The sequence below is a fragment of the Emticicia sp. W12TSBA100-4 genome (assembly GCF_040253585.1).
Taxonomy (GTDB): domain Bacteria; phylum Bacteroidota; class Bacteroidia; order Cytophagales; family Spirosomataceae; genus Emticicia.
The window spans coordinates 1-20,215 of sequence record NZ_JBELAU010000004.1 but is presented as its reverse complement, the minus strand read 5'-3'; the positions used below and the strand labels follow the sequence as shown (position 1 = coordinate 20,215).

Below are 20,215 nucleotides of genomic sequence, written 5' to 3'. Positions count from 1 at the left end.
TTTCCGCCGTGCGACGGCGGCCGACTCTCGGTCGCTCCTTTTCAATTTAATTGAAGGTTAACAATTGCAGATTGGCGATTTTTAATTTTAAAATACAATCTAAAATCTTCAATTATTAATCTTCAATTTCTATGACTAATACGGTCTTTACTTAAATAAAGGAGGTAAGATGGCTTTTTTTAATAATTAACAGCCTGTCCGTCAACTAAATCTTGGTAACCTTGCGTAATGAGCATATCGCCCGACTGCAAGCCCGATGTAATTTCGATGTCACCGTTATAAGTTACGCCCGTTGTTACTTTACGGCTACGTGCTACTTTCTTTGCACCTTCGGTTACGGCTACGTAAACAATATCGCCCAGCTCAGTGTGCTGAATATAGTTTTGGTTAATGATAATCGCATTACCTTTCGCTTGGTCATTGATATTCATTACGGCCGTCATGTTTGGTTTTAATTTAGGGTCGATTTTTGAAATCGAAGCCTCTACTGCAAATGTTCTTGAAGCAGGATTTACAGTTTGACCAACAAATGTCAATCTGGCGGTAGTTTCTTTACCTAAATCTGGAAATTTGATAGTTACAACATCACCTTGTTTGATTGTACTGGCATACGTATCAGCCACTTGAGCTACAACTTTGAGGTTTTCAGAGTTTACAATTCTCACGATTCCGAGACCTGGAGCAGCCATTTCGCCCGCTCTCATACGAACCTCGTCAACAAAACCACTCAACGGAGCAATTACTTTGGTCATGGCTGTTTGTGTTTGGAGCGTAGCCAAACGTTTTTCGAGAGCCTCAACATTAGCTTTTGCTTGAATGTATTGAATCTCTGTACCAATTTTTTGGTCCCAAAGCGATTTTTGTTTTTCGTAGAAAACCTTTGCTGTACCCAATTGCACATCAATTTCTTGAATTGATTGTTTCAAAACTGAATTATCAATTGTAGCAATTACTTGACCTTGTTTTACAAAATCTCCTTCTTTTACATAAAGATTTGTGATAGCTCCACCCATTTGTGGAGAAACAAAAAGATTGTTTTTTGCATCAACACGACCCTGAATCTCTACAAAGTGTTTGAAAGTCTGCGTTGCAATCGGTGAAACAGTTACAGAAATCACCTTCTCAACTTCTTTCTTTGGGTCAAGAATATCAAGTTCGGCTTGAAGTTTTTTGATACTTGCAGCAATTGATTTTTCGTCTGCTTGAAGTTTAGCGAGTTCTGCTCTTTTTTCTGATACTTTATCTCCGCCTCCTTTCGAGCAAGAAGCCAAAATAATAACTGTCGATAAGATATATAATGTATTTTTCATATTAAAATTAATGAATGAGTGAATGAATGTTAGAATGAGAGAATGTATAAAATCAATTCTACAATTTTCTCACTGGTTTACTCCGCCAATAGTTTACCCATCGCTTTGTCTAAATCTACTTTTGCAATCAATAAATCATATAGTGCCGCAAAATAGTTGGTTTGTGCTTCTTTCAAAGATGATTCTGCATTAACAACCTCAATATTTGTTCCTGCTCCAGCTTGATATTTGATTTTTGAAACTCGCACTACTTCGGTAGCTAAATCCATGTTTGCTTTTTGAGATTTAAGCGTTTCTAAACCATTTTTCAAACTGATAATGCCTTGAGAAGCCTGTAATTCAAACGATTCACGTAATAACAAAGCACTTTGGTCGATTTTCGTCAAATTGATGTTTTGTTGTTGAATCTGAATCTTACGAAGACCACTATCGTAAATCGGAATCTGCACACCTAAACTCAACGCCGACGAACCAAACCAACGCTCGAAAGGATTGAAACGTGGGTTACTATGCCCAGCACCCAACGATCCACTAAAAAATACTTTTGGCAAAGCACCTTTCTGAATACGTTCAATATCAAGGGTTGTGAGTTTACGTTGCGTCATCAATGTTGAATATTCGATACGATTTCCGTAGTCAACTCCTTGATATTCTGGCAATTGCAAAAGATTTACATCGGTTTCTGAAAGCTTATCTTTCAACGAAATCGACTCTTGTTGCTTAATTCCCATCTGGAATTTCAACAAGCCATAAGATAACTGAATCAAATTCTGAACTTTAATTGTTTCTGTCACCAAATTATTGCGTTGCACTTGTAGGCGGTCAACGTCTAATTTTTCTACGAAACCTTTTTCGTTCATAATCTTGATTTCACGAAGAAGTGTATCTAAGCGGCTAATATTCAAGCCCAGAATTTTGCTTCTTTCTTCGGCCACTAAAACCGAATAATAGGCCTTCATTACATTTTCGGCAACTGCTACTTTCGAGCTTGTAACGGTGCGTTGAGCCAACTCACGATAAACTGGTGCTGCTTTTAAGCCAACCAACCAAGTTGCATCAAAAATCAATTGATTGACACCAACGCCTGCTTGTCCGCCCCATGGCACACCAAACTTAAATTTTACAACCTCACCTTCGGCAGCTTGTGGATTAAAGTTTTTTGCATCAACTAATTGTGTCGGAACAATCACATTGGCAGTGTACTGAAACTGACCGCTAACTTGTGGCATACCAGCAGCTTTTACCTGCTTGATGGTGTTTTCAGCTGAGTAGATTTCTAATTCGGCATTCTTTACAGTAAGGTGATTCTTTAAAGCATATTGAACGGCCTCTTTTAGTGTGAACGATTGCTGACTATACGCATTCGTCCCCACAATCAGAAAAAGTAATCCAAATGCCCTTCGGAGGAGTGTCGTTGCTCCCGTCCAGCGGAATGCCGCCCGTAGGTATTTTATTTTCATATTTGTGTATTGTTTTTAATGTAAGACTTTGGTTTGGTAGGTATTCTGTGTTTAAAATGGATGTTTAGTTATTGTCAGTATTTATATATTGTTCGTAAATTTTTAGGCCTTTTTCGGTCAAAACTCCTCGTAAAAAATGGTCGATAAAAGTTTTATGGATGTCAAACTGATTAAACTTATTATTCGGAAAAACACTTTGGTCGAAAGCAAAATCAATCTCTTCCATGCGAAGCTTCGACAAAATCTCAATATTAATTTCTGATCGGTAAAGCCCTTGTTTTACCCCTTCTTGCAGATTACGTCGGGTTATATCCAAAAAAATTGTTTGCTTGTGTTGCTGAAAAACCGCCCATGTTTTCGGATGATACTTTTTTAAGTCATAAATAATTACTGGATTAAAGGTAGCAGCATCCTTTTTTAAGACTTCAATCTCTTTCACTACTTCATGAATCGGATTTTCAGATTCTTCATAAATCCGCTCACAAACTCCTTGTTCATGATTCATTCTATTGGTAGCAACTTCATGCACGATTGCATCTTTATCTTCAAAGTGCATATAGATTGTCTTCTTCGAAATCCCAAGTTCAGAAGCAATCTCGTCCATCGTCACACTGCGAATCCCAAACTTCAAGAAAAGTTCTTCGGCAGCTTTTAATATACGTTCTTTAACTTCCATTCTTTCTCCTTAAAAATTACTTAGCTTCATTGGTATAAATGTTTTTATACTCTAAAAAACTTAGGAAACTTTCAAAAGGTTCAAAGTTTTTATAATTTTTTTTAGAAGACTTCTTTACTGATACAAATTTTAAAAATCAAACTAATATTCAGAAAACAAAGATGATGAAGCATTAAAATATGGGTATAAACCATTAAAATATAGGGATGAACATATTTATAAACCTAAAATAGTACCACTATTAATTGAAATAAGTTGATAAAAAATTGTACTTTTCAAATTCAGCATTTTGTCAATAAAATGTTATCCTTGATTTTGCGGAAATTTTGTCGATAAATTGTACTTTTGTAAACCTATCTATTCGTTCTGCTTTGCTGTACATTTTTAATACTCAAAAAGTCTTATTTAAAATTAGAGATATAGTTTTAGTACTATCCGAAATTTAAAAATGAGTACTAAAAAATTTACAAAAAACACTTACAAAAACCTAAATTTTTTAAGTCTAAATGAGTTTCTACAAAAAGTTTGTATTTCCATACCTCACTCGCTACGATGCCGAGAAAATTCATTATGTAGCGATGAACGCCCTCAAGACCGCCTGTGCGATTCCGCTCATGTCCAGTATTTTGAGATTATTTTTTGAAAAAAAAGACACTCGCCTCGAAAGAAAAGTTTTCGGTTTACGCTTCAAAAATCCAGTAGGTTTGGCAGCGGGTTTCGATAAAAATGGCGTTTGGACTGACCAACTTTCAAATCTCGGTTTTGGTTTTATTGAAATCGGAACAGTTACACCAAAGCCTCAGGCTGGCAATGACAAACCTCGTCTTTTCAGACTAAAACCAGACGAAGCACTCATCAACCGAATGGGTTTCAATAACGAAGGTTCAATCGAAGCAGCTAACAATCTACGAAAACGCAAATCAAAGGTGATTATCGGCGGAAACATTGGCAAAAATAAAGTCACCGAAAACGATGATGCCGTTTATGACTATCTCAAGGCCTTTAACGATTTATATCCTTATGTTGATTATTTTGTGGTAAACGTAAGCTCACCAAATACCCCAGGGCTGAGAGATTTACAGGAAAAAGAGCCACTGAAATATATTTTGAAAGTTTTAGAAAGAGATAACGGCCGAAAATCAAAACCAAAGCCAATTCTCTTGAAAATTGCCCCGGATTTGACCAACGAACAACTTGATGATGTGATAGAAATCGTCAAAGAAACTCGCACAGCGGGCGTAATTGCAACCAACACAACCATCAGCAGAGAAGGATTAGTATCTGATAAAGAGACAGTTAGCGAAATTGGAGCGGGTGGATTAAGTGGAAAACCATTGACAGACCGCTCAACTGAAGTAATCAGATATTTGTCAGAAAAATCGAATAAAGCATTTCCAATAATCGGAGTTGGCGGAATTTACACCGCCCAAGATGCTATTGATAAACTGAATGCGGGTGCATCGCTCGTACAGGTCTATTCGGGCTTTGTTTACGAAGGACCAAGCATTGCTAAAGAAATTTGCGAAGGAATTTTGAAAGAAATGCAAAAAAAATAATCAACTGATAATCAAGTATTTAGCTATCAAAAAGTGTTATTCTGAAAAAAGAATAACACTTTTTTTTATTTCTGTGAAACCTTTTATTATTTTTAATTGTATTATATGTATATACATACAATGTAAAAACATTATTAAAAATATTCATAAAATTTAAACTTTACAAAACAATGGCAACTTGGATTATTGACCCAACGCACTCAGAAGTAAACTTCAAAGTAAAACACTTAATGATTTCGACAGTAACGGGTAACTTCGGAACTTACGAAGGAAGCGTAGAAACAGCCAATGATGAAGATTTTGCAGGTGCAAAAGTAAGTTTCTCGGCTGACATCGACAGTATCTCGACTGGACAAGAACAGAGAGATGGTCACTTGAAATCAGCGGATTTCTTTGATGCTGCAAACTTCCCAAAATTGACATTCGTTTCAACTTCAATGGACAAAGTTGACGATGAAAATTATACACTAACTGGTGATTTGACAATCAGAGGAACAACTAAACAAGTAACTTTAAAAGCCGAATTCGGTGGTATTATGGGTGATTTCTACGGAAATACAAAAGCCGGTTTTGATATTTCTGGAAAAATCAACCGTCAAGATTTTGGTCTGACTTGGGGAGCAGTTACCGAGGCTGGTGGCGTAGTAGTGAGCGATGAAGTAAGATTAGCTTTCAACATTCAGGTAGCTAAACAAGCGTAATTTTTTTAAGGTGATAAACGCAAAAGGCTCTTTGAAATGAATCAAAGAGCCTTTTTATTACCAACACTTTGGACTATCGACCGTGGACTTACTTACAAACTACTTGTTTTTCCGCCATCAACAGGAATACTTACGCCATTGACCGAAGCAGCTGCTGGTGAACATAAAAATGCAATTACAGAAGCCGTTTCTTGTGAAGTTGTAAATCGCCCAATTGGAATATCTTTGATTAATTCTTGCTCTACTTCGGCAATTGCTTTGCCAGTTGAAGTTGCTTTCATTTCATTTACTTTCTGCAAACGAGCAGTTGTGGTGTAACCTGGTAAAACATTATTAGTCGTGATACCATATTTTCCCAACTCATTGGCCATTGATTTTGCCCAATTTCCCATCGCCCCACGAACTGTATTTGATACTCCTAAACCAACAATTGGTTGTTTCATTCCTATCGAAGTCACATTAATGATTCGTCCAAAACCTGCTTTTATCATGCACGGGGCTATCGCTTGTGTTAAGATTTGAGCCGAAACTACGTGTTCGTTAAAGGTTTGTGTAAATAATTCTGCACTTGCTTCAAGTATAGGCCCCCCCACTGGTCCACCCGTATTATTGACTAAAATATGTGCTTCGGGGTATTTTGATAAATGACGCTCGATACGAGATTTAATTTGATTGGTTTTTGAGAAGTCTATCAAAAGATAGCGGTGCTTTTGACCTTTTTTGCGTGGCAATTCGTCTAAGACGGCTTTTAATTTTTCTTCGTTTCGAGCGACAAGTGTAATACTTGCCCCCAAAAGAGCCAACTCAATGGCTGTGGCTTTTCCAATACCTTGTGTGCTACCGCATACGAAGGCCATTTTTCCTGTTAAATCAAGATTCATAGCTATTTTTTATTTGTGTGTAAAGTTACGGTTTTATTGATATATTTTAAAATCATAGACAAATCATTTGGCACTCTAACTGTAAGTACCGAATATTGCAATAAAAACTCTTTCCAAATGTACTTATCTATTATTTCGCCCGTTTATAGAGCCGAAGAAATTGTTGAACAATTAGTTTCAGAAATCCATCAAGCAGTCAGACCGATAACTGATTCTTATGAAATTTTATTAGTAGAAGATGGTAGCCCTGACAAATCTTGGGAGGCAATTTTGCGTGTATGCGAGCGAGATAAAATAGTAAAAGGTGTAAAACTTAGCCGCAATTTCGGCCAACACGCTGCTATAACGGCTGGTTTATCAACTTCAAAAGGAGAGTGGGTTGTAGTGATGGACTGCGACCTTCAAGACCGACCCGATGAAATACCTTACCTGCTCGCCAAAGCACAAGAAGGCTATGAATTAGTTTTTGCTCAACGTCAAGTTCGCCAAGATGGCTTTTTTAAGAAACTCTCCTCTAAACTATTTTATAAAACTTTCAGTTATTTGACTGATACTGTGCAAGATAGTAGTGTGGCTAACTTTGGTATTTATCATCGAAAAGTAGTTGATGCAGTGGTTAGCTTAGGCGACCGCATTCGATTCTTTCCTACCATGACCCAATGGGTGGGCTTCAGAAAAGCATATTTACCTGTGAAACATGATGAACGAGCGTCTGGAAAGTCTTCCTACTCTTGGTCGAAACTTATCGAACTGGCTTTCAATAATATTATTTCTTTTTCTGACAAACCACTTCGACTAACCATTCGCTTGGGGCTAATGATGTCACTTTTTGCGATTTTATTGGGTATTGTATATTTATATCAATATTTTACAAATAAAATTACCCAACTGGGCTTTGCAAGCATTATTATCTCAATCACCTTTTTTTCGGGTTTAATTATTTTTATTCTTGGCATTATTGGTATCTACTTAGGTAAGACTTTTGAACAAGTAAAAGGCCGCCCAACTCACATTATCGACCAAAAACTTAATTTCTGATGATAGAGCTAACGTGGGATAGTGATTTTTTTAATAAGAAAATCGGAAGAATTGATATTACAGACGATTATACCTTTTTAGTCGAAAACCTTGAAAAAGCATTTCAACAAGGGTATAATTTAATTTATGTTTTTGGAAATAAAAACACTAATATTCCGAGCGAAATTCTTGAAGAATTTAATGGGAAAATAGTCGATAATAAGATAACATATTCTGCTAAAATCGAAGATTTACGAACCAAAACTACTATCGAAATCAAAGAGTTTAAAGAACAAAACGGCAATAAATTATATGAATTAGCCTATTTAAGTGGTACACACTCAAGGTTTAGATTAGATGAAGATTTAAGTATCGAAAACTTTAAGCGTTTATACCGAGAATGGATTGACAAATCGGTAAGTCATCAAATTGCTGAAAAAGTGTTTGTTTATGAAGAAAATAAACAAATTAAGGCAATGGTCACTTTAGGTATAAAGGAAAAAACTGCCAATATTGGCCTAATAGCCGTAGATAAAACTTTGCAAGGAAAAGGCATAGGGATGTCGTTGATTGATGCTTGTGTACAATGTTGCAAGATTGAAGGCATTATCTCACTTGATGTACCAACCCAACTTGAGAATACCCAAGCTTGTAGATTTTACGAAAAGTGTGGTTTTACCGAAAAGTCAGTTCAAAATATTTATCATTTCTGGGCATAAAAAAAGCCCTTCTTTTCAGAAAGGCTTTCTTCAATATTCTTTGAATGATTATTGCATTTTTTCAACTTGCATATATCCCAACTCAACTGGTGTACTACGACCGAAGATTTTAACGCTTACACTCAATTTCTTCTTATCTTCATTCACCTCTTCAACTGCACCATCGAAACCACTGAATGGTCCGTCGATTACCTTTACGTTTTCGCCTTTTACGAATGTAAGCGTTGGAGAAATATTTTCGCCAATTATTACCTCTTCTTGTACGCCTAAAATACGATTGATTTCAGACTGACGTAAAGGTTCTGGTGTCATTGATGTGCCGTTGTTACGACCCAAAAAACCAATTACACCTGGCATACTTTTAATTAAGTGAAGCACTTCACCATTATTTAAGTCAGCATTGACAAGGATGTATCCAGGGAAAAAACTTTTTTCACGAACACGTTTTTTGCCATTACGAACTTCTGTGATTTTCTCGGTTGGAATTAATATTGTTGGTATTAACTCATCCAACTTGCGTCGAATTGCTTCGTTTTCGATGTAGGTTTTAATTTTCTTCTCCTGTCCCGAAACTGCCCGCACAACGTACCAATTGATTTCGCTCATTGTATAGGAAATTTATAGGAAACTTAGATTGACTGGTAGAATAAACGCAGACCGTTTTCGATTAAAAAATCGATAACACCTACTACTAAAGCAAAAATTAATGATGCTACCAATACAAGCGTTGCACTTGATTGTAGTTCACTCCATTTGGGCCATGTTACCTCTTTGGTTACTTCTTCCCAAGAGTTCTTAAAAAATTCTTGCATAATTTCTTTATTAATAAAATTGCACGGGCACTAAGATTCGAACTCAGATCAAAGGTTTTGGAGACCCGTATGCTACCATTGCACCATGCCCGTGTATATTTCCCTTTTTGTTTGGGACTGCAAAGATAAGTGTATTTTTTTTCTTTGCAAATTAGAAATACCAAAATTATGCCAAAAAATATTCGAGAATTAAGAATTAAGAATTGAGAATTGAGAATTATTCTTTACAAATTACTGATTATTAAGCCTTTACAGTAAAACTTGCAATTCTTAATTCTCAATTCCTAATTCTCAATTTATTCTACTATTTTCACAATATGGTTTTTCTTGCCTTTTCCTATCAATAAATATTTCCCTTGTAATAGTTGTAGCTCGGAAACTGGTAGTTTTTCGTCAGTGATTTTTACTTTATTGATGCTTACGGCGTTGCCCTGCATGGCACGGCGAGCTTCACCTTTTGATGCGTAAACTTCGTTATTGGTCGTAACCGAAATCAAATCTAATACGCTTGCACAAGCAGCCCACACTTCTTGCGAGATTTCGGTCGTTGGAACACCATCAAATACACTCGTAAAAGTGGCTTCATCTAAACTTTGTAGGGTTTCGAGTGTTCCTTTTCCAAATAAAACCTCTGAGGCTTTTACTGCCAATTCATATTGTTCTCCGCCGTGTACACGAGAAGTTACGTCTTTTGCCAATGCTTTTTGGGCAATTCGCAAATGTGGAGCTTCAGCGTGTTGAGCTTCGATTGTTTCGATTTCATCTTTCGAGAATAATGTAAAGACTCTCAATAATTTCGGCACATCTCTATCGTCTTGGCCTAACCAAAATTGATAAAATTGGTAAGGTGAAGTTAGATTTGCATCGAGCCAGATGGTTTCGCCACCTGCTGTTTTACCCATTTTCTGACCATCAGCTTTTGTCATCAATGGTGTAGTGAGAGCAAATGCCTTGTGCGTTACGTTTTCATCTTCAACATCTCCAACTATTGCCGCTTCTTTTCTACGAATTAATTCTGTACCTGTAGTGATATTTCCCCACTGGTCAGAACCACCCATTTGTAGGCGAACGTTTTTGTTTTTATATAACCAGTAGAAATCATAACCTTGTAGCAATTGGTACGAAAACTCGGTGAATGAAATACCAGTTGTCAGACGATTTTTTACCGAATCTTTCGACATCATGTAGTTTACGGTCAAGTATTTACCTACTTCACGCAAAAACTCTAAGAAGCCTATTTCTTTGAACCAATCGTAGTTATTGACCATTTCGGCCGAATTTGCACCACAATCAAAATCCAAAAACTTTACCAATTGGTTTCTGATACCATCTTGGTTGGCTTTCAAGACTTCTTCTGACAAAAACTGACGCTCGGCCGATTTTCCCGAAGGGTCGCCCACCATACCCGTTGCACCACCCACGAGAGCATAAGGTTTATGGCCTGCCAATTGGAAGTGTTTGAGCAACATAATGGTTGCCAAATTACCGATATGCAATGATTTTGCAGTTGGGTCGAAACCGATGTACCCAGCCGTCATTTCTTTATTGAGTTGTTCTTCGGTGCCTGGCATGGCATCTTGCAACATTCCTCTCCAACGTAATTCTTCGATGAAATTCATAATATATACCCCCCCGCCCCTAAAGGGGAGCTTAAAAAGTTACGTAATCTTCTCCCCTTTAGGGACGAGGAGAACTATAAAAAAATCCTCTTAGCTTGCACCAAGAGGATTAATTATATATCAAAAATGTACATAGTTATCTTGCTTGATGCGGATTTTATCCGAAACAATAATACAATACACTATATGACACTTGTTTTTTCATACGGCAAAATTAAAGTAATTATTTGTATTTGAAAAAAATACCTGCCTTATTTTTTCTGTTTAGCTTTGTCTTTTTTTGCCCAACGATAATAATCGCTGAAATTGAAACTTGCTGATACTTGCAAAGTACGGTTTTGGAAATTGAGTGGGATCACCGATTTATCTTCGAGTGTGTAAGTTTTGTTGGTTGTGTTTGTCAGACCATGAATATAACGAATATTCAAACTAAATAAGTGAGCAGCATCGAGCATATCTATACGCACACCACCCGCAAGGCTGAAATCATAGTTAGTATATGGTCCACGTTTTGAACCCGCATTGAGTGAATAACCGTATTCTGGCCCAGCCACTAAGTGTATATTCTTGGCAATTTCGTATCCAACAACAAATGAACCTGTGAGATACTGATAGTTATTACGTAAAATTGTATTTCCAGTTTCAGCAAAATTGGTGGTTGCTTTGAAACTTCCCCCTTTTGTTTGGTAGTATAATTCTGGTTGAAGGCTAATTTTTTTTAGATTCCAACGATAAAAACCTCCTGCATTGAAATCATTTCTTAGTTTAGGAGTAATGTTTGTTCGATTATTGATGATGGCAGTCATTGAGTTGCTAATACCCACCTTAAATCCGTATTGAGTATCAGGTCTGATTTGGGCAAAACTAAGAATGCTTACAAAAACTAAAATAGTGGTTAGTGCTTTTTTCATTGAAATGTTTTGTAGGACAGATATTCAACCTGTCGCTTTTTGGTTTTAGTGACCTATATGTTCACCATTTATGAGAAATAAATCTTTGATATAATTAGCGAACAGGATGTTCGCTCCACAGATTAACGAAATTTGAGTCGCAAAATTACGGAATCAAAAGCGAAGAATCACCATAACTTAGAAAACGAAAATTATTTTCGAGGGCATAATCATAAATTTTCTTCCAATTTTCGCCTACCAATGCAGCTACGAGTAAGATTAATGTAGAATCTGGTTGGTGAAAATTAGTGATAATTCCTTTACAAATTTTGAATTCGTAACTCGGAAAAATGAAAATTTCGGTTTCTCCGACGAGTTGTGAAAGGTTATTTTCGGTCATATAATCAATGACAGCTTTCAGCGATTGTTCGGCGGTGAAGCTTTCAGTTTGATTATAGGGCAAAAGTTTTTCGATAAAGAAATCTTGTTTTCCTAACAATAATTTTACGCCAAACCAATAGAGACTTTCGAGCGAACGCATGGAGGTTGTTCCGACTGGAATTACGAATGAAACGTTTTCTAATAAATTGATAATAAACGATTTATCAAAAACAATTTGCTCGCAGTGCATCTTGTGTTCGACTACATTCTGGACTTTTATTGGCTGAAAAGTTCCCGCTCCCACGTGCAGCGTAACGAAATCGTGCTTGATACCTTTTTGGGCTAAATCGGCAAAAACTTGTTCGGTAAAATGAAGTCCTGCGGTTGGAGCGGCTACTGCTCCATCATTTTTTGAATAGACGGTTTGGTAGGTATCGTAGTCTTTTTGTTCGGTTTCTCTTTTGAGATAAGGCGGCAACGGAATTTGTCCGAAATACCTAACGATTTCGGCAAAAGTCAAATCTGAATTATTCCACGAAAATTTTACGTGATTTTTTTCAGAATCGACTAATTCTGCCGTCAATTCTACGTTTTCTGGACGTATGCGATACTCCCCCACCTCTATATTATATGTTCCTACTATTTTTTCCTTGAAACGCTTCTTATTGCCAATCATACAAGCCCACGTGCAAGTTTCAGTGGTTTCCATTACTTGCGAAACTACATTTGATGGCTCAACAGGATTCAACAAAAAAACTTCGATAACTACGCCGTTTGCTTTCTGAAAAAACAAACGAGCTGGTATTACTTTGGTATTGTTGAAAACTAAGAAAGTGTTATCGGGAAGATGATTTTTTACGTTATAAAAAATATCTTCTGAAATCTGAAAATCCTTGTATAACAACAATTTAGATGAATCACGTGGTTCTACTGGAAAACGTGCGATTCGTTCATCGGGAAGTTCGTAGTTATATTTTTCTAAGTTTATCTCAATCATTTTCTTCAACGATTTATGCCATTGTCTGTGTACTTACAAACAATTAATCTTCGCTTGGATTTGAGAAAAGTAATCGGAGTGGCAAGAAGAAAATCAGGATAATCAACAATGCGAAACCTACAATCAACACCCAATTATAATCAAAATCAAGTTTTTGGCCTTCGGTGCTATTGATTCGGCGTAAACCGATTAGTACAAATGCAATAAAAGTATTGGTGATTGCCACAAAAGCATTGAACCAACCTTCAATCAAGGTACTCAATTTTTGAGGACTTTTAGCCCAAGTGCTGAGTGGGTTCACTTTCGCAAAATCAATTTTCAATACTTGTGCTTTCAGCAAATTCAATAGAAAATTAAAAACAATAACTACTGCAAATGTGGTATAAAAGAAGTTTTGCTTATCAATAAAACCATCTGGATTGCCTTTTTCGTCGTGGTGAATGGCGGCATTATCGGGCATTGTGAAATAACATAACATAAGAGCCACCACCAAAAGTGGCATTGAGGCTTTACGCCAAAAATTAAAGAATACGTTTGATATTGACATTTTATCAATGTAGAATTAAGAATTAAGAATGTAGAATGTTTTTTTCTACTTTACGAACCCAATGTTTTAGATGATTGTTTTCGGGTACAAAGTTAGGGCAGAGATTTGAGAGAATTAGATTTTTATTGAAAAAACTAATTTATTGTATCTTTACGGCTTCATTCCGAAACCCAAACCATGCGTTTTTTCTTGTTTTTTGCTTTTGTTTTTTGCCTTTCTTGCCAAACAGGAAGCACTCCTAAAGATGTTTCGAGAGGTATTTATTACTGGAAGTCAACTTTCAAACTTAGCGAAGTCGAACGCCAAACGCTTGACTCGTGCAAAATAAAAAAACTCTATTTCAAGGCTTTTGATGTGGATTGGGACTTCACAAAAAAACGAGCGATTCCGAAGGCTACAATCAGATTTGAAGAGGAAATTCCGACAAATTTCGCTATTATTCCGACGGTCTTTATCACAAACAATGTTCTAAAACAAACCACTGTCCAGCAATTAGATACAACGATTTCGTTTATCAATAAACACCTCCGAACGGTACTGAAAAACAAGAATTTTGAAGAAATTCAGTTCGACTGCGATTGGACGATTTCGACCCGTGAACGCTATTTTTATTTACTCAGAGCATTCAAAAAACTTTTGCCCGAAAAACGCCTTTCGGCCACCATCAGGCTGCATCAGATAAAATTTGCTCATAAAACGGGGATTCCGCCCGTTGAGCGTGGAATGTTGATGTTTTATAATATGTCGAACTGGAAAAAGCCACAAATTCGGAATTCGATTTATGACCTCGATGCAGCTTCGCAATATCTGGCTACACTCGATAAATACCCGCTCACACTTGATGTGGTCATGCCAATTTTTAGATGGGCAATTATTTACCGCAATAATGTTTTTTTGACAGTTATTAATAATATTGATAATCAAGCACTTAGTGAGAAGGAATTCTTAGAAAAAAACGATAATAAATTTACTGTTTTAGCCGATACTTCGGCGTTCGGGATTTCGTTAAGAAAAGGTGATATGATTCGGGTCGAGGAAGTAAATGCCGAAGAAATTATCAAAGGCTCCAAGACCTTGCATGAAAAAATATCAAGCCAAAAACTTACCTTTGCTCTGTATCATTTAGACCAACAGAATATTACTTTTTATGGCAATGAAAAACTCGCTGAAATCTATGCTTCGTTTGAGTAATCGAACAAAATCATTCATTATTTTATTCCTGATTGCCTGCGGCCCCATGCCATTTGATTATGATGAGTTTAAGAGTTTTTTCTCGCCCGAAAGTGCGGCCAATGAGGCAAAATTCCGACCTTACAACTTCACTACTCAATTTACCTACGGCGATAATTATTGGTCAGACGAAGTAAAAACCGACCCTGCCCAAGAAGCAAACGTAAAAGCTTGGGCCGAGTATGCGGGTGTTTCGGAAAAAATAGTGAGCGAAGAACTGTATCCAAGTGGAGAATATTCTACTGGTTTGCGTGACGCTTTAAGAAAAAAAGGAAGAAACGATGCAGTTGAATACCTCGAACTGGCAAAAGAAGTTGAGGCTAACGATTTAGGAAATTTTGATGATGCTGCCATTGATACAAATCAACAAGTGGTAAAGCCCGATTATGATACTTTGTTGATGGATGCGTTGGCAAAATATAATCAAACGAATGATGTTTTTTTAAAAGAACGATTGGCATATCAAGCGGTAAAACTGGCAAGTATTCAGGAAAACTATAAAAAAAGCATTGATTTATACGAAAAGCTGGTAAAACCCCTAAAAACCAAAACATTTATCAGTGATTGGGCGGCTTCTCGCATGGCGGGTGCGTATATGCACGCTGGCGACTCGACGAATGCTTATTATCTCTTTTCTCAACTTCTGGTCAACGCTCCTACTCGCCAATCGGCAGCTTATTTGAGTTTACGATACGCTTCAAAGTTTAGCGAAGATGCTGTAAAACTCTGCAAAAACGACACCGAAAAGGCAAATTTATATGCCGCTACGGCCGTTTTGCCACTACAAGATGGCTTACCTTTTCTTGAGAAAATCAAAAGTTTAGATACAAAAAATCAGTTATTGGAGTTTGTAATGGCTCGTGAAATCAATAAAAACGAGTATTATTTTTTCAATAATCAAGAAACGCTTCAATACGGTTTTTGGGCGGTAGATTCCTTAAAAAAAGTCGAATGGAAAAACAATGCAAAAAATTATTTCGAGCAATTATTGGCCTTTAACCTCGATGCTGCAGAAAGTGAAGGCTCGAAAAATTCGCCATTTTGGTACACCGCCGCTTCGTATCTAACATTCATTGGCAAAGACTTCAAGAAAGCCAACGAATTATTACAAAAAGCCAAGGCAATTCCGACCGAAAATCAGGGTTTAAAAGACCAAATTGCGATGCAAGAAATGATGCTGGCTATCTACGAAACACCCGAAGTAACGCCAAAAATGGAGGCAACTGTCATGCCATTGCTCGAAAGATTTGCTCGTTCTGATAAATTCCGAACGGCCAATAATTTTAATGCTGCGTGCAAAATTCTGGCAGCTAAATATGAAGGTTTACCTGTAATCGATGAATTTTCTGAAAATTTAGGAGAAAAAACGACACTTTCTGCAACCAAAAGCACAAAATCACTCGGTTGGTTTTCGGGATGTTTCGGCAAAAAAGATGCCGCAGAAAAAGGTGGTTCTTCGTCTAATGCTTCACCAGAAAATCAAGCCAAGGCTTTTATTATGAAGGTTTTAGCTTCATATCAGCAAGCGAAACAAACCGAATACGGTGGAACGGCTTCGTTTATGAGCAATACAGACCAATACAAAATCGAAGATTCGACTTCATCAAAAACCATTGCTTATGTGATTGATTATTTCTCAAAAAAATCTACCAATGATTTTGATAAACGCTTGCAGAAATTGGCTGGATTTGACAACGACTATCTTTACATGGTTTTGGGTCGTAGGGCTTTGTCTGAGCATCAATACGTACAGGCAGCAGAGGCGTGGAAACATATCTCGCCAAAAACTTGGCAAGCTGAACCTTTCCAAACATATTTAGATGTAAATCCGTTTAGCTTAAACGGGCAAGGCGATGTAAATGCAAAACAGAGAGTAACGCCACTCTCGTTTGCCACTCGAATGGCCGAACTAAGTGAAAAAGTAAAGCAAAATCCGAACGATTATGAGAGTTGGCTACTTTTGGGTTGTGGCAGCTACAACATGAGTTATTATGGCAATAGCTGGATTTTGCTACGTCGAGGTTGGAGTAGTATGGATGTCATTAACGAACAAGACGATTATTATTCTTACGAAAAAACACTCTTTTATTTCGATAAGGCCATGCAAACCGCTCCTAAACCCGAACTTGCCGCTAAGGCTTGTTATTTGGCAGCGGCTTGTCAGCAAATTAAATACAATGCCATTGCTCTGAAGCTCAATGATGGCATTTACTTGCTCCCAGACGATGAAATGAAGAAAAAAGAAGCCGAAAACAAGCAAGTTTTGGCCAATTTGAAAAAAGATAAATACTCTACTTACTTCAATCTCTTAAAAACAAAATTCGGCAGCACTGCCTACGAAGACCAACTGATTGAAGAATGTAGCACTTACAAAGATTATTTAGCAGGGAAATAGCCTTTCACTTCGACTTCGCTCAGGGAACAAAATTTTTAAAGTAACTGTGGCACACTTTTGAAGTGTGCCACAGCTTTTCTAAAGTAAAACAATGAAAATATACACAAAAACAGGTGATGCTGGCACGACTTCATTGGTTGGTGGTACTCGAATCAGCAAAGCAGATTTGAAAATCGAAACTTACGGTACGGTTGATGAACTCAATTCGTGGATTGGGTTGGTACGTGACCAAGCAATCAACGAATCGAGAAAAGAAATTTTAAAGGAAGTTCAAGACCGTTTATTTACGATTGGTTCTGATTTAGCATCCGAGCCCGAACAAGTGCGTAGAAAGAAAATTCCTGACCTTTTGGATGAAGATATTGAGCTGCTCGAAAAACAAATGGATTTGATGGATGCTGAAATTCCTCCGCTCAGAGCGTTTGTGCTGCCAGGCGGGCATCAGTCCGTTTCTTACACGCACATTGCTCGCACGGTTTGTCGTCGAGCCGAGCGTTTAAGTATCCGACTTTCACACGAAGAAGAAGTTAATCCGTTGATTATAAAATATTTAAACCGTCTTTCTGATTACCTCTTTGTACTTTCTCGAAAAATGACTCAAGAATTGGGCAGCGAAGAAGTAGCGTGGAAACCACGTGTTTAATGTATAATTGATAATGGAAAATGAATAATTTTCTTTCTTCTTGACATAAAAAAGATGCAAGCCACCTTTCGGACAACCTGCACCTCGTATAGAAACGCTCAGTAGCGAGGAGAAAACTCCTCCGCTACTTTGCTATGATTACTCACTTACTAATGCCAATTGGCTATGATTAATACACTTCACACCCAAACTCGTATAATCTAAAATCTTACCCGTAGGCTTATCGAGCTTCCAAACCTTCACGATTTTTGTAAGATACTTTTCTGGCTCAATGACAGCCAATGCAAAAAGCGTTGGGTCGTTTTTACCATTCTGCGAGCATCCTTTCACCGATACACAGTGATAAAACTCATTGAATTTCGGAATCTCTTTGATGTCAATCACCTTTAATTGAAAATCATCGGAATGGTTTTCGGAGTTTTCAAATCTTGATAAAAAAAGAAAATGTTTATCCTCTTTCTTCATTAAAGCGATTCCATAATGAAGGTTAATCATATTGCTATTTACCTTCGTAAGCTCTCGCAACTCTCGATAATCTTTATATCTAACTCCCAAATATTGATTTCTCAAATTTGTATTATTTTGAGATTGTGCAGAAATCTCATTCACCAAAAACAGCATAGAAATACCCAACAGTACACACTTTTTAATCATTTCTTGCTATTTTTTTAATGTTTTGGGAGCAATTATTATCTTATCAAGAAAAAGCATTAAATTTGCACTTTCAAAATTTACAGCTCGTTGCTCAAAACTTGGCACGGGCATCAAAAATATCTGTATTAGTAATACTGCAAAAATCATTCCAAAATGACCAAGAAAATCAAATCGGCACTTATTTCGGTTTATTACAAAGACGGTTTAGATAAAATCGTACAGTTGCTTCACGAACACAATGTTCAAATTTTTTCGACTGGTGGAACACAAAAATTCGTTGAAGATTTGGGCATTCCAGTAACGGCTGTTGAAGACCTTACAAGCTACCCTTCCATTTTTGGTGGACGTGTAAAAACGCTTCATCCGAAAGTATTTGGTGGAATTCTTTACCGTCGTGACAACGAAGGCGACGTACAAACTGCCGCTCAATTTGAGATTCCGTCAATCGACTTGGTGATTGTTGATTTGTATCCTTTTACAGAAACGGTTGCTTCGGGAGCAGACGAAGAAGATATTATTGAAAAAATCGACATCGGTGGTATTTCATTGATTCGTGGAGCGGCCAAAAACTTCAATGATGTTTTGATAGTTTCGTCTCGTGAGCAATACGATGATGTTTTTGAGATTTTGAAAGAAAAAGGCTGTGCAACTGACCTTTCTGACCGTCGTCGTTACGCAAAGGAAGGTTTTCAGATGAGTTCGAGCTACGATACGGCTATTCATAATTACTTTGCTGATGATGTTTATACTTCAACTCAGAGTTTTGATTTATTGCCAAAAAAAGTCCTTCGCTACGGCGAAAACCCGCACCAAGCGGCTACTTTCTACGGTGATTTAGATGCGATGTTTGAGCAGATTCATGGGAAAGAATTATCGTACAACAACCTCATGGACGTAGAATCGTGCGTGCGTTTGATGGATGAATTTACCGAAACATCATTCGTAATTGTAAAACATAATAATGCGTGTGGTGTAGCAACAGCCCCAACGGCTAAGGAAGCCTACGTAAATGCCTTGGCTTGCGACCCAATTTCGGCTTTTGGTGGTGTAATCATCACGAATGCAAATGTTGATTTGGCAACTGCCGAAGAACTACACAAACTTTTCTTTGAGATTTTGATAGCTCCAAGTTTTGATGCCGATGCTTTGGAAATTTTAACAAAGAAAAAAGACCGTCGTTTGTTAATCAGAAAGCCAGTTGAAGTTAGCAAAAAACAATTCAAAACACTTTTGAATGGAGTTTTGGAACAAGATAAAGACAATTCGATTGAAACTGCGAAAGATTTTACGGTAGCAACCGAAAAAGCCCCAAGCGAAAGCGAAGTTAAAGCTTTAGAATTTGCCTTGAAGATTTGTAAGCACTTGAAATCTAATAATGTAGTGTTGGCAAAAGATGGCCAAATGTTGGCTTGTGGAGTTGGTCAAACTTCACGTGTAGATGCTTTGAAACAAGCAATCGACAAAGCAAAAACCTTTGGTTTCGACCTTAACGGAGCAGCAATGGCTTCGGAAGCGTTCTTCCCATTTGCTGACTGTGTAGAGATTGCCCACCAAGCTGGTATCACAACGGTTGTTCAACCAGGTGGCTCAATCCGTGATAAAGATTCGATTGATTATTGTAATGCAAATGGTCTTTCGATGGTTATGACTGGCGTAAGACATTTCTTGCACTAAGAGATATTTTTATTAGTAGAAAGCGAACTGCTCGGAGAATGGTTCGCTTTTTT

Annotated in this window: 19 protein-coding genes and 1 tRNA gene; 8 read left to right on the top strand and 12 right to left on the bottom strand. The window is 37.3% G+C overall.

Features of this window, described 5'->3' with window-relative positions; genetic code table 11:
* Positions 1–179: 179 nt before the first annotated feature.
* The 3 genes from ABR854_RS05925 to ABR854_RS05915 form a co-directional block, all read right to left on the bottom strand.
* Positions 180–1,310: an efflux RND transporter periplasmic adaptor subunit gene (locus ABR854_RS05925; protein WP_350264452.1), complete on the bottom strand. Its 1,131-nt coding sequence runs from the start codon at positions 1,308–1,310 to the stop codon at positions 180–182.
* Positions 1,311–1,387: 77 nt separating this feature from the next.
* Positions 1,388–2,770 (bottom strand): TolC family protein, encoded by a 1,383-nt coding sequence (locus tag ABR854_RS05920; protein ID WP_350264451.1) that lies wholly within the window; start codon positions 2,768–2,770, stop codon positions 1,388–1,390.
* 64 nt (positions 2,771–2,834) lie between these two features.
* Complete coding sequence (locus tag ABR854_RS05915; RefSeq protein WP_350264450.1) at positions 2,835–3,446, bottom strand: TetR/AcrR family transcriptional regulator; 612 nt, start codon at positions 3,444–3,446, stop codon at positions 2,835–2,837.
* A 506-nt stretch (positions 3,447–3,952) separates the two neighbouring features.
* Between ABR854_RS05915 and ABR854_RS05910 the strand changes: the two genes are divergently transcribed.
* The gene (locus ABR854_RS05910) at positions 3,953–5,002 is read left to right on the top strand and encodes a quinone-dependent dihydroorotate dehydrogenase (protein WP_350264449.1); all 1,050 of its coding nucleotides are present in this window, start codon (positions 3,953–3,955) and stop codon (positions 5,000–5,002) included.
* 170 nt (positions 5,003–5,172) lie between these two features.
* The gene (locus tag ABR854_RS05905) at positions 5,173–5,703 is read left to right on the top strand and encodes a YceI family protein (RefSeq protein WP_350264448.1); all 531 of its coding nucleotides are present in this window, start codon (positions 5,173–5,175) and stop codon (positions 5,701–5,703) included.
* 92 nt (positions 5,704–5,795) lie between these two features.
* On the opposite strand, the gene ABR854_RS05900 is transcribed toward ABR854_RS05905, so the two are convergent.
* A complete protein-coding gene (locus tag ABR854_RS05900; RefSeq protein ID WP_350264447.1) occupies positions 5,796–6,584 on the bottom strand; it encodes an SDR family oxidoreductase in 789 nt (262 codons plus the stop codon).
* Between the two features lie 117 nt (positions 6,585–6,701).
* Here ABR854_RS05900 and ABR854_RS05895 point away from each other — a divergent pair, with 117 nt between their 5' ends.
* Both ABR854_RS05895 and ABR854_RS05890 read left to right on the top strand, forming a co-directional pair.
* On the top strand, positions 6,702–7,622 hold the full coding sequence (locus ABR854_RS05895) for a glycosyltransferase family 2 protein (RefSeq protein ID WP_350264446.1): 921 nt from the start codon (positions 6,702–6,704) through the stop codon (positions 7,620–7,622).
* Entirely contained in the window at positions 7,622–8,320 is a 699-nt protein-coding gene (locus ABR854_RS05890; protein WP_350264445.1) for a GNAT family N-acetyltransferase, read from the top strand. Before ABR854_RS05895 ends, ABR854_RS05890 begins: the two co-directional genes overlap by 1 nt.
* A 48-nt stretch (positions 8,321–8,368) precedes the next feature.
* Here ABR854_RS05890 and nusG read toward each other — a convergent pair whose 3' ends face one another.
* The 7 genes from nusG to ABR854_RS05855 form a co-directional block, all read right to left on the bottom strand.
* Complete coding sequence (nusG, locus tag ABR854_RS05885; protein ID WP_350264444.1) at positions 8,369–8,926, bottom strand: transcription termination/antitermination protein NusG; 558 nt, start codon at positions 8,924–8,926, stop codon at positions 8,369–8,371.
* A 23-nt stretch (positions 8,927–8,949) separates the two neighbouring features.
* Positions 8,950–9,132 (bottom strand): preprotein translocase subunit SecE, encoded by a 183-nt coding sequence (gene secE / locus ABR854_RS05880; RefSeq protein ID WP_188765738.1) that lies wholly within the window; start codon positions 9,130–9,132, stop codon positions 8,950–8,952.
* Between the two features lie 22 nt (positions 9,133–9,154).
* Positions 9,155–9,225: transfer RNA gene (locus ABR854_RS05875), tRNA-Trp, on the bottom strand.
* 203 nt (positions 9,226–9,428) lie between these two features.
* Entirely contained in the window at positions 9,429–10,751 is a 1,323-nt protein-coding gene (gene tyrS / locus ABR854_RS05870) for a tyrosine--tRNA ligase (RefSeq protein WP_350264443.1), read from the bottom strand.
* Between the two features lie 251 nt (positions 10,752–11,002).
* Entirely contained in the window at positions 11,003–11,662 is a 660-nt protein-coding gene (locus tag ABR854_RS05865) for a porin family protein (protein ID WP_350264442.1), read from the bottom strand.
* Positions 11,663–11,807: 145 nt separating this feature from the next.
* Complete coding sequence (locus ABR854_RS05860; RefSeq protein WP_350264441.1) at positions 11,808–13,019, bottom strand: S-adenosylmethionine:tRNA ribosyltransferase-isomerase; 1,212 nt, start codon at positions 13,017–13,019, stop codon at positions 11,808–11,810.
* 43 nt (positions 13,020–13,062) lie between these two features.
* Positions 13,063–13,566, bottom strand: coding sequence for a hypothetical protein (locus ABR854_RS05855; protein WP_350264440.1), 504 nt, complete (start codon positions 13,564–13,566; stop codon positions 13,063–13,065).
* Between the two features lie 177 nt (positions 13,567–13,743).
* On the opposite strand from ABR854_RS05855, the gene ABR854_RS05850 reads away from it, so the two are divergent.
* From ABR854_RS05850 to ABR854_RS05840, 3 genes are all read left to right on the top strand, one after another.
* Positions 13,744–14,757, top strand: coding sequence for a hypothetical protein (locus ABR854_RS05850; RefSeq protein WP_350264439.1), 1,014 nt, complete (start codon positions 13,744–13,746; stop codon positions 14,755–14,757).
* Positions 14,720–17,191 (top strand): hypothetical protein, encoded by a 2,472-nt coding sequence (locus tag ABR854_RS05845; RefSeq protein WP_350264438.1) that lies wholly within the window; start codon positions 14,720–14,722, stop codon positions 17,189–17,191. Before ABR854_RS05850 ends, ABR854_RS05845 begins: the two co-directional genes overlap by 38 nt.
* Before the next feature lie 91 nt (positions 17,192–17,282).
* Complete coding sequence (locus tag ABR854_RS05840; protein WP_350264437.1) at positions 17,283–17,834, top strand: cob(I)yrinic acid a,c-diamide adenosyltransferase; 552 nt, start codon at positions 17,283–17,285, stop codon at positions 17,832–17,834.
* Between the two features lie 138 nt (positions 17,835–17,972).
* On the opposite strand, the gene ABR854_RS05835 is transcribed toward ABR854_RS05840, so the two are convergent.
* A complete protein-coding gene (locus tag ABR854_RS05835; RefSeq protein ID WP_350264436.1) occupies positions 17,973–18,488 on the bottom strand; it encodes a hypothetical protein in 516 nt (171 codons plus the stop codon).
* Positions 18,489–18,641: 153 nt separating this feature from the next.
* On the opposite strand from ABR854_RS05835, the gene purH reads away from it, so the two are divergent.
* Positions 18,642–20,162: a bifunctional phosphoribosylaminoimidazolecarboxamide formyltransferase/IMP cyclohydrolase gene (gene purH / locus ABR854_RS05830; RefSeq protein WP_350264435.1), complete on the top strand. Its 1,521-nt coding sequence runs from the start codon at positions 18,642–18,644 to the stop codon at positions 20,160–20,162.
* Positions 20,163–20,215 lie beyond the last annotated feature (53 nt).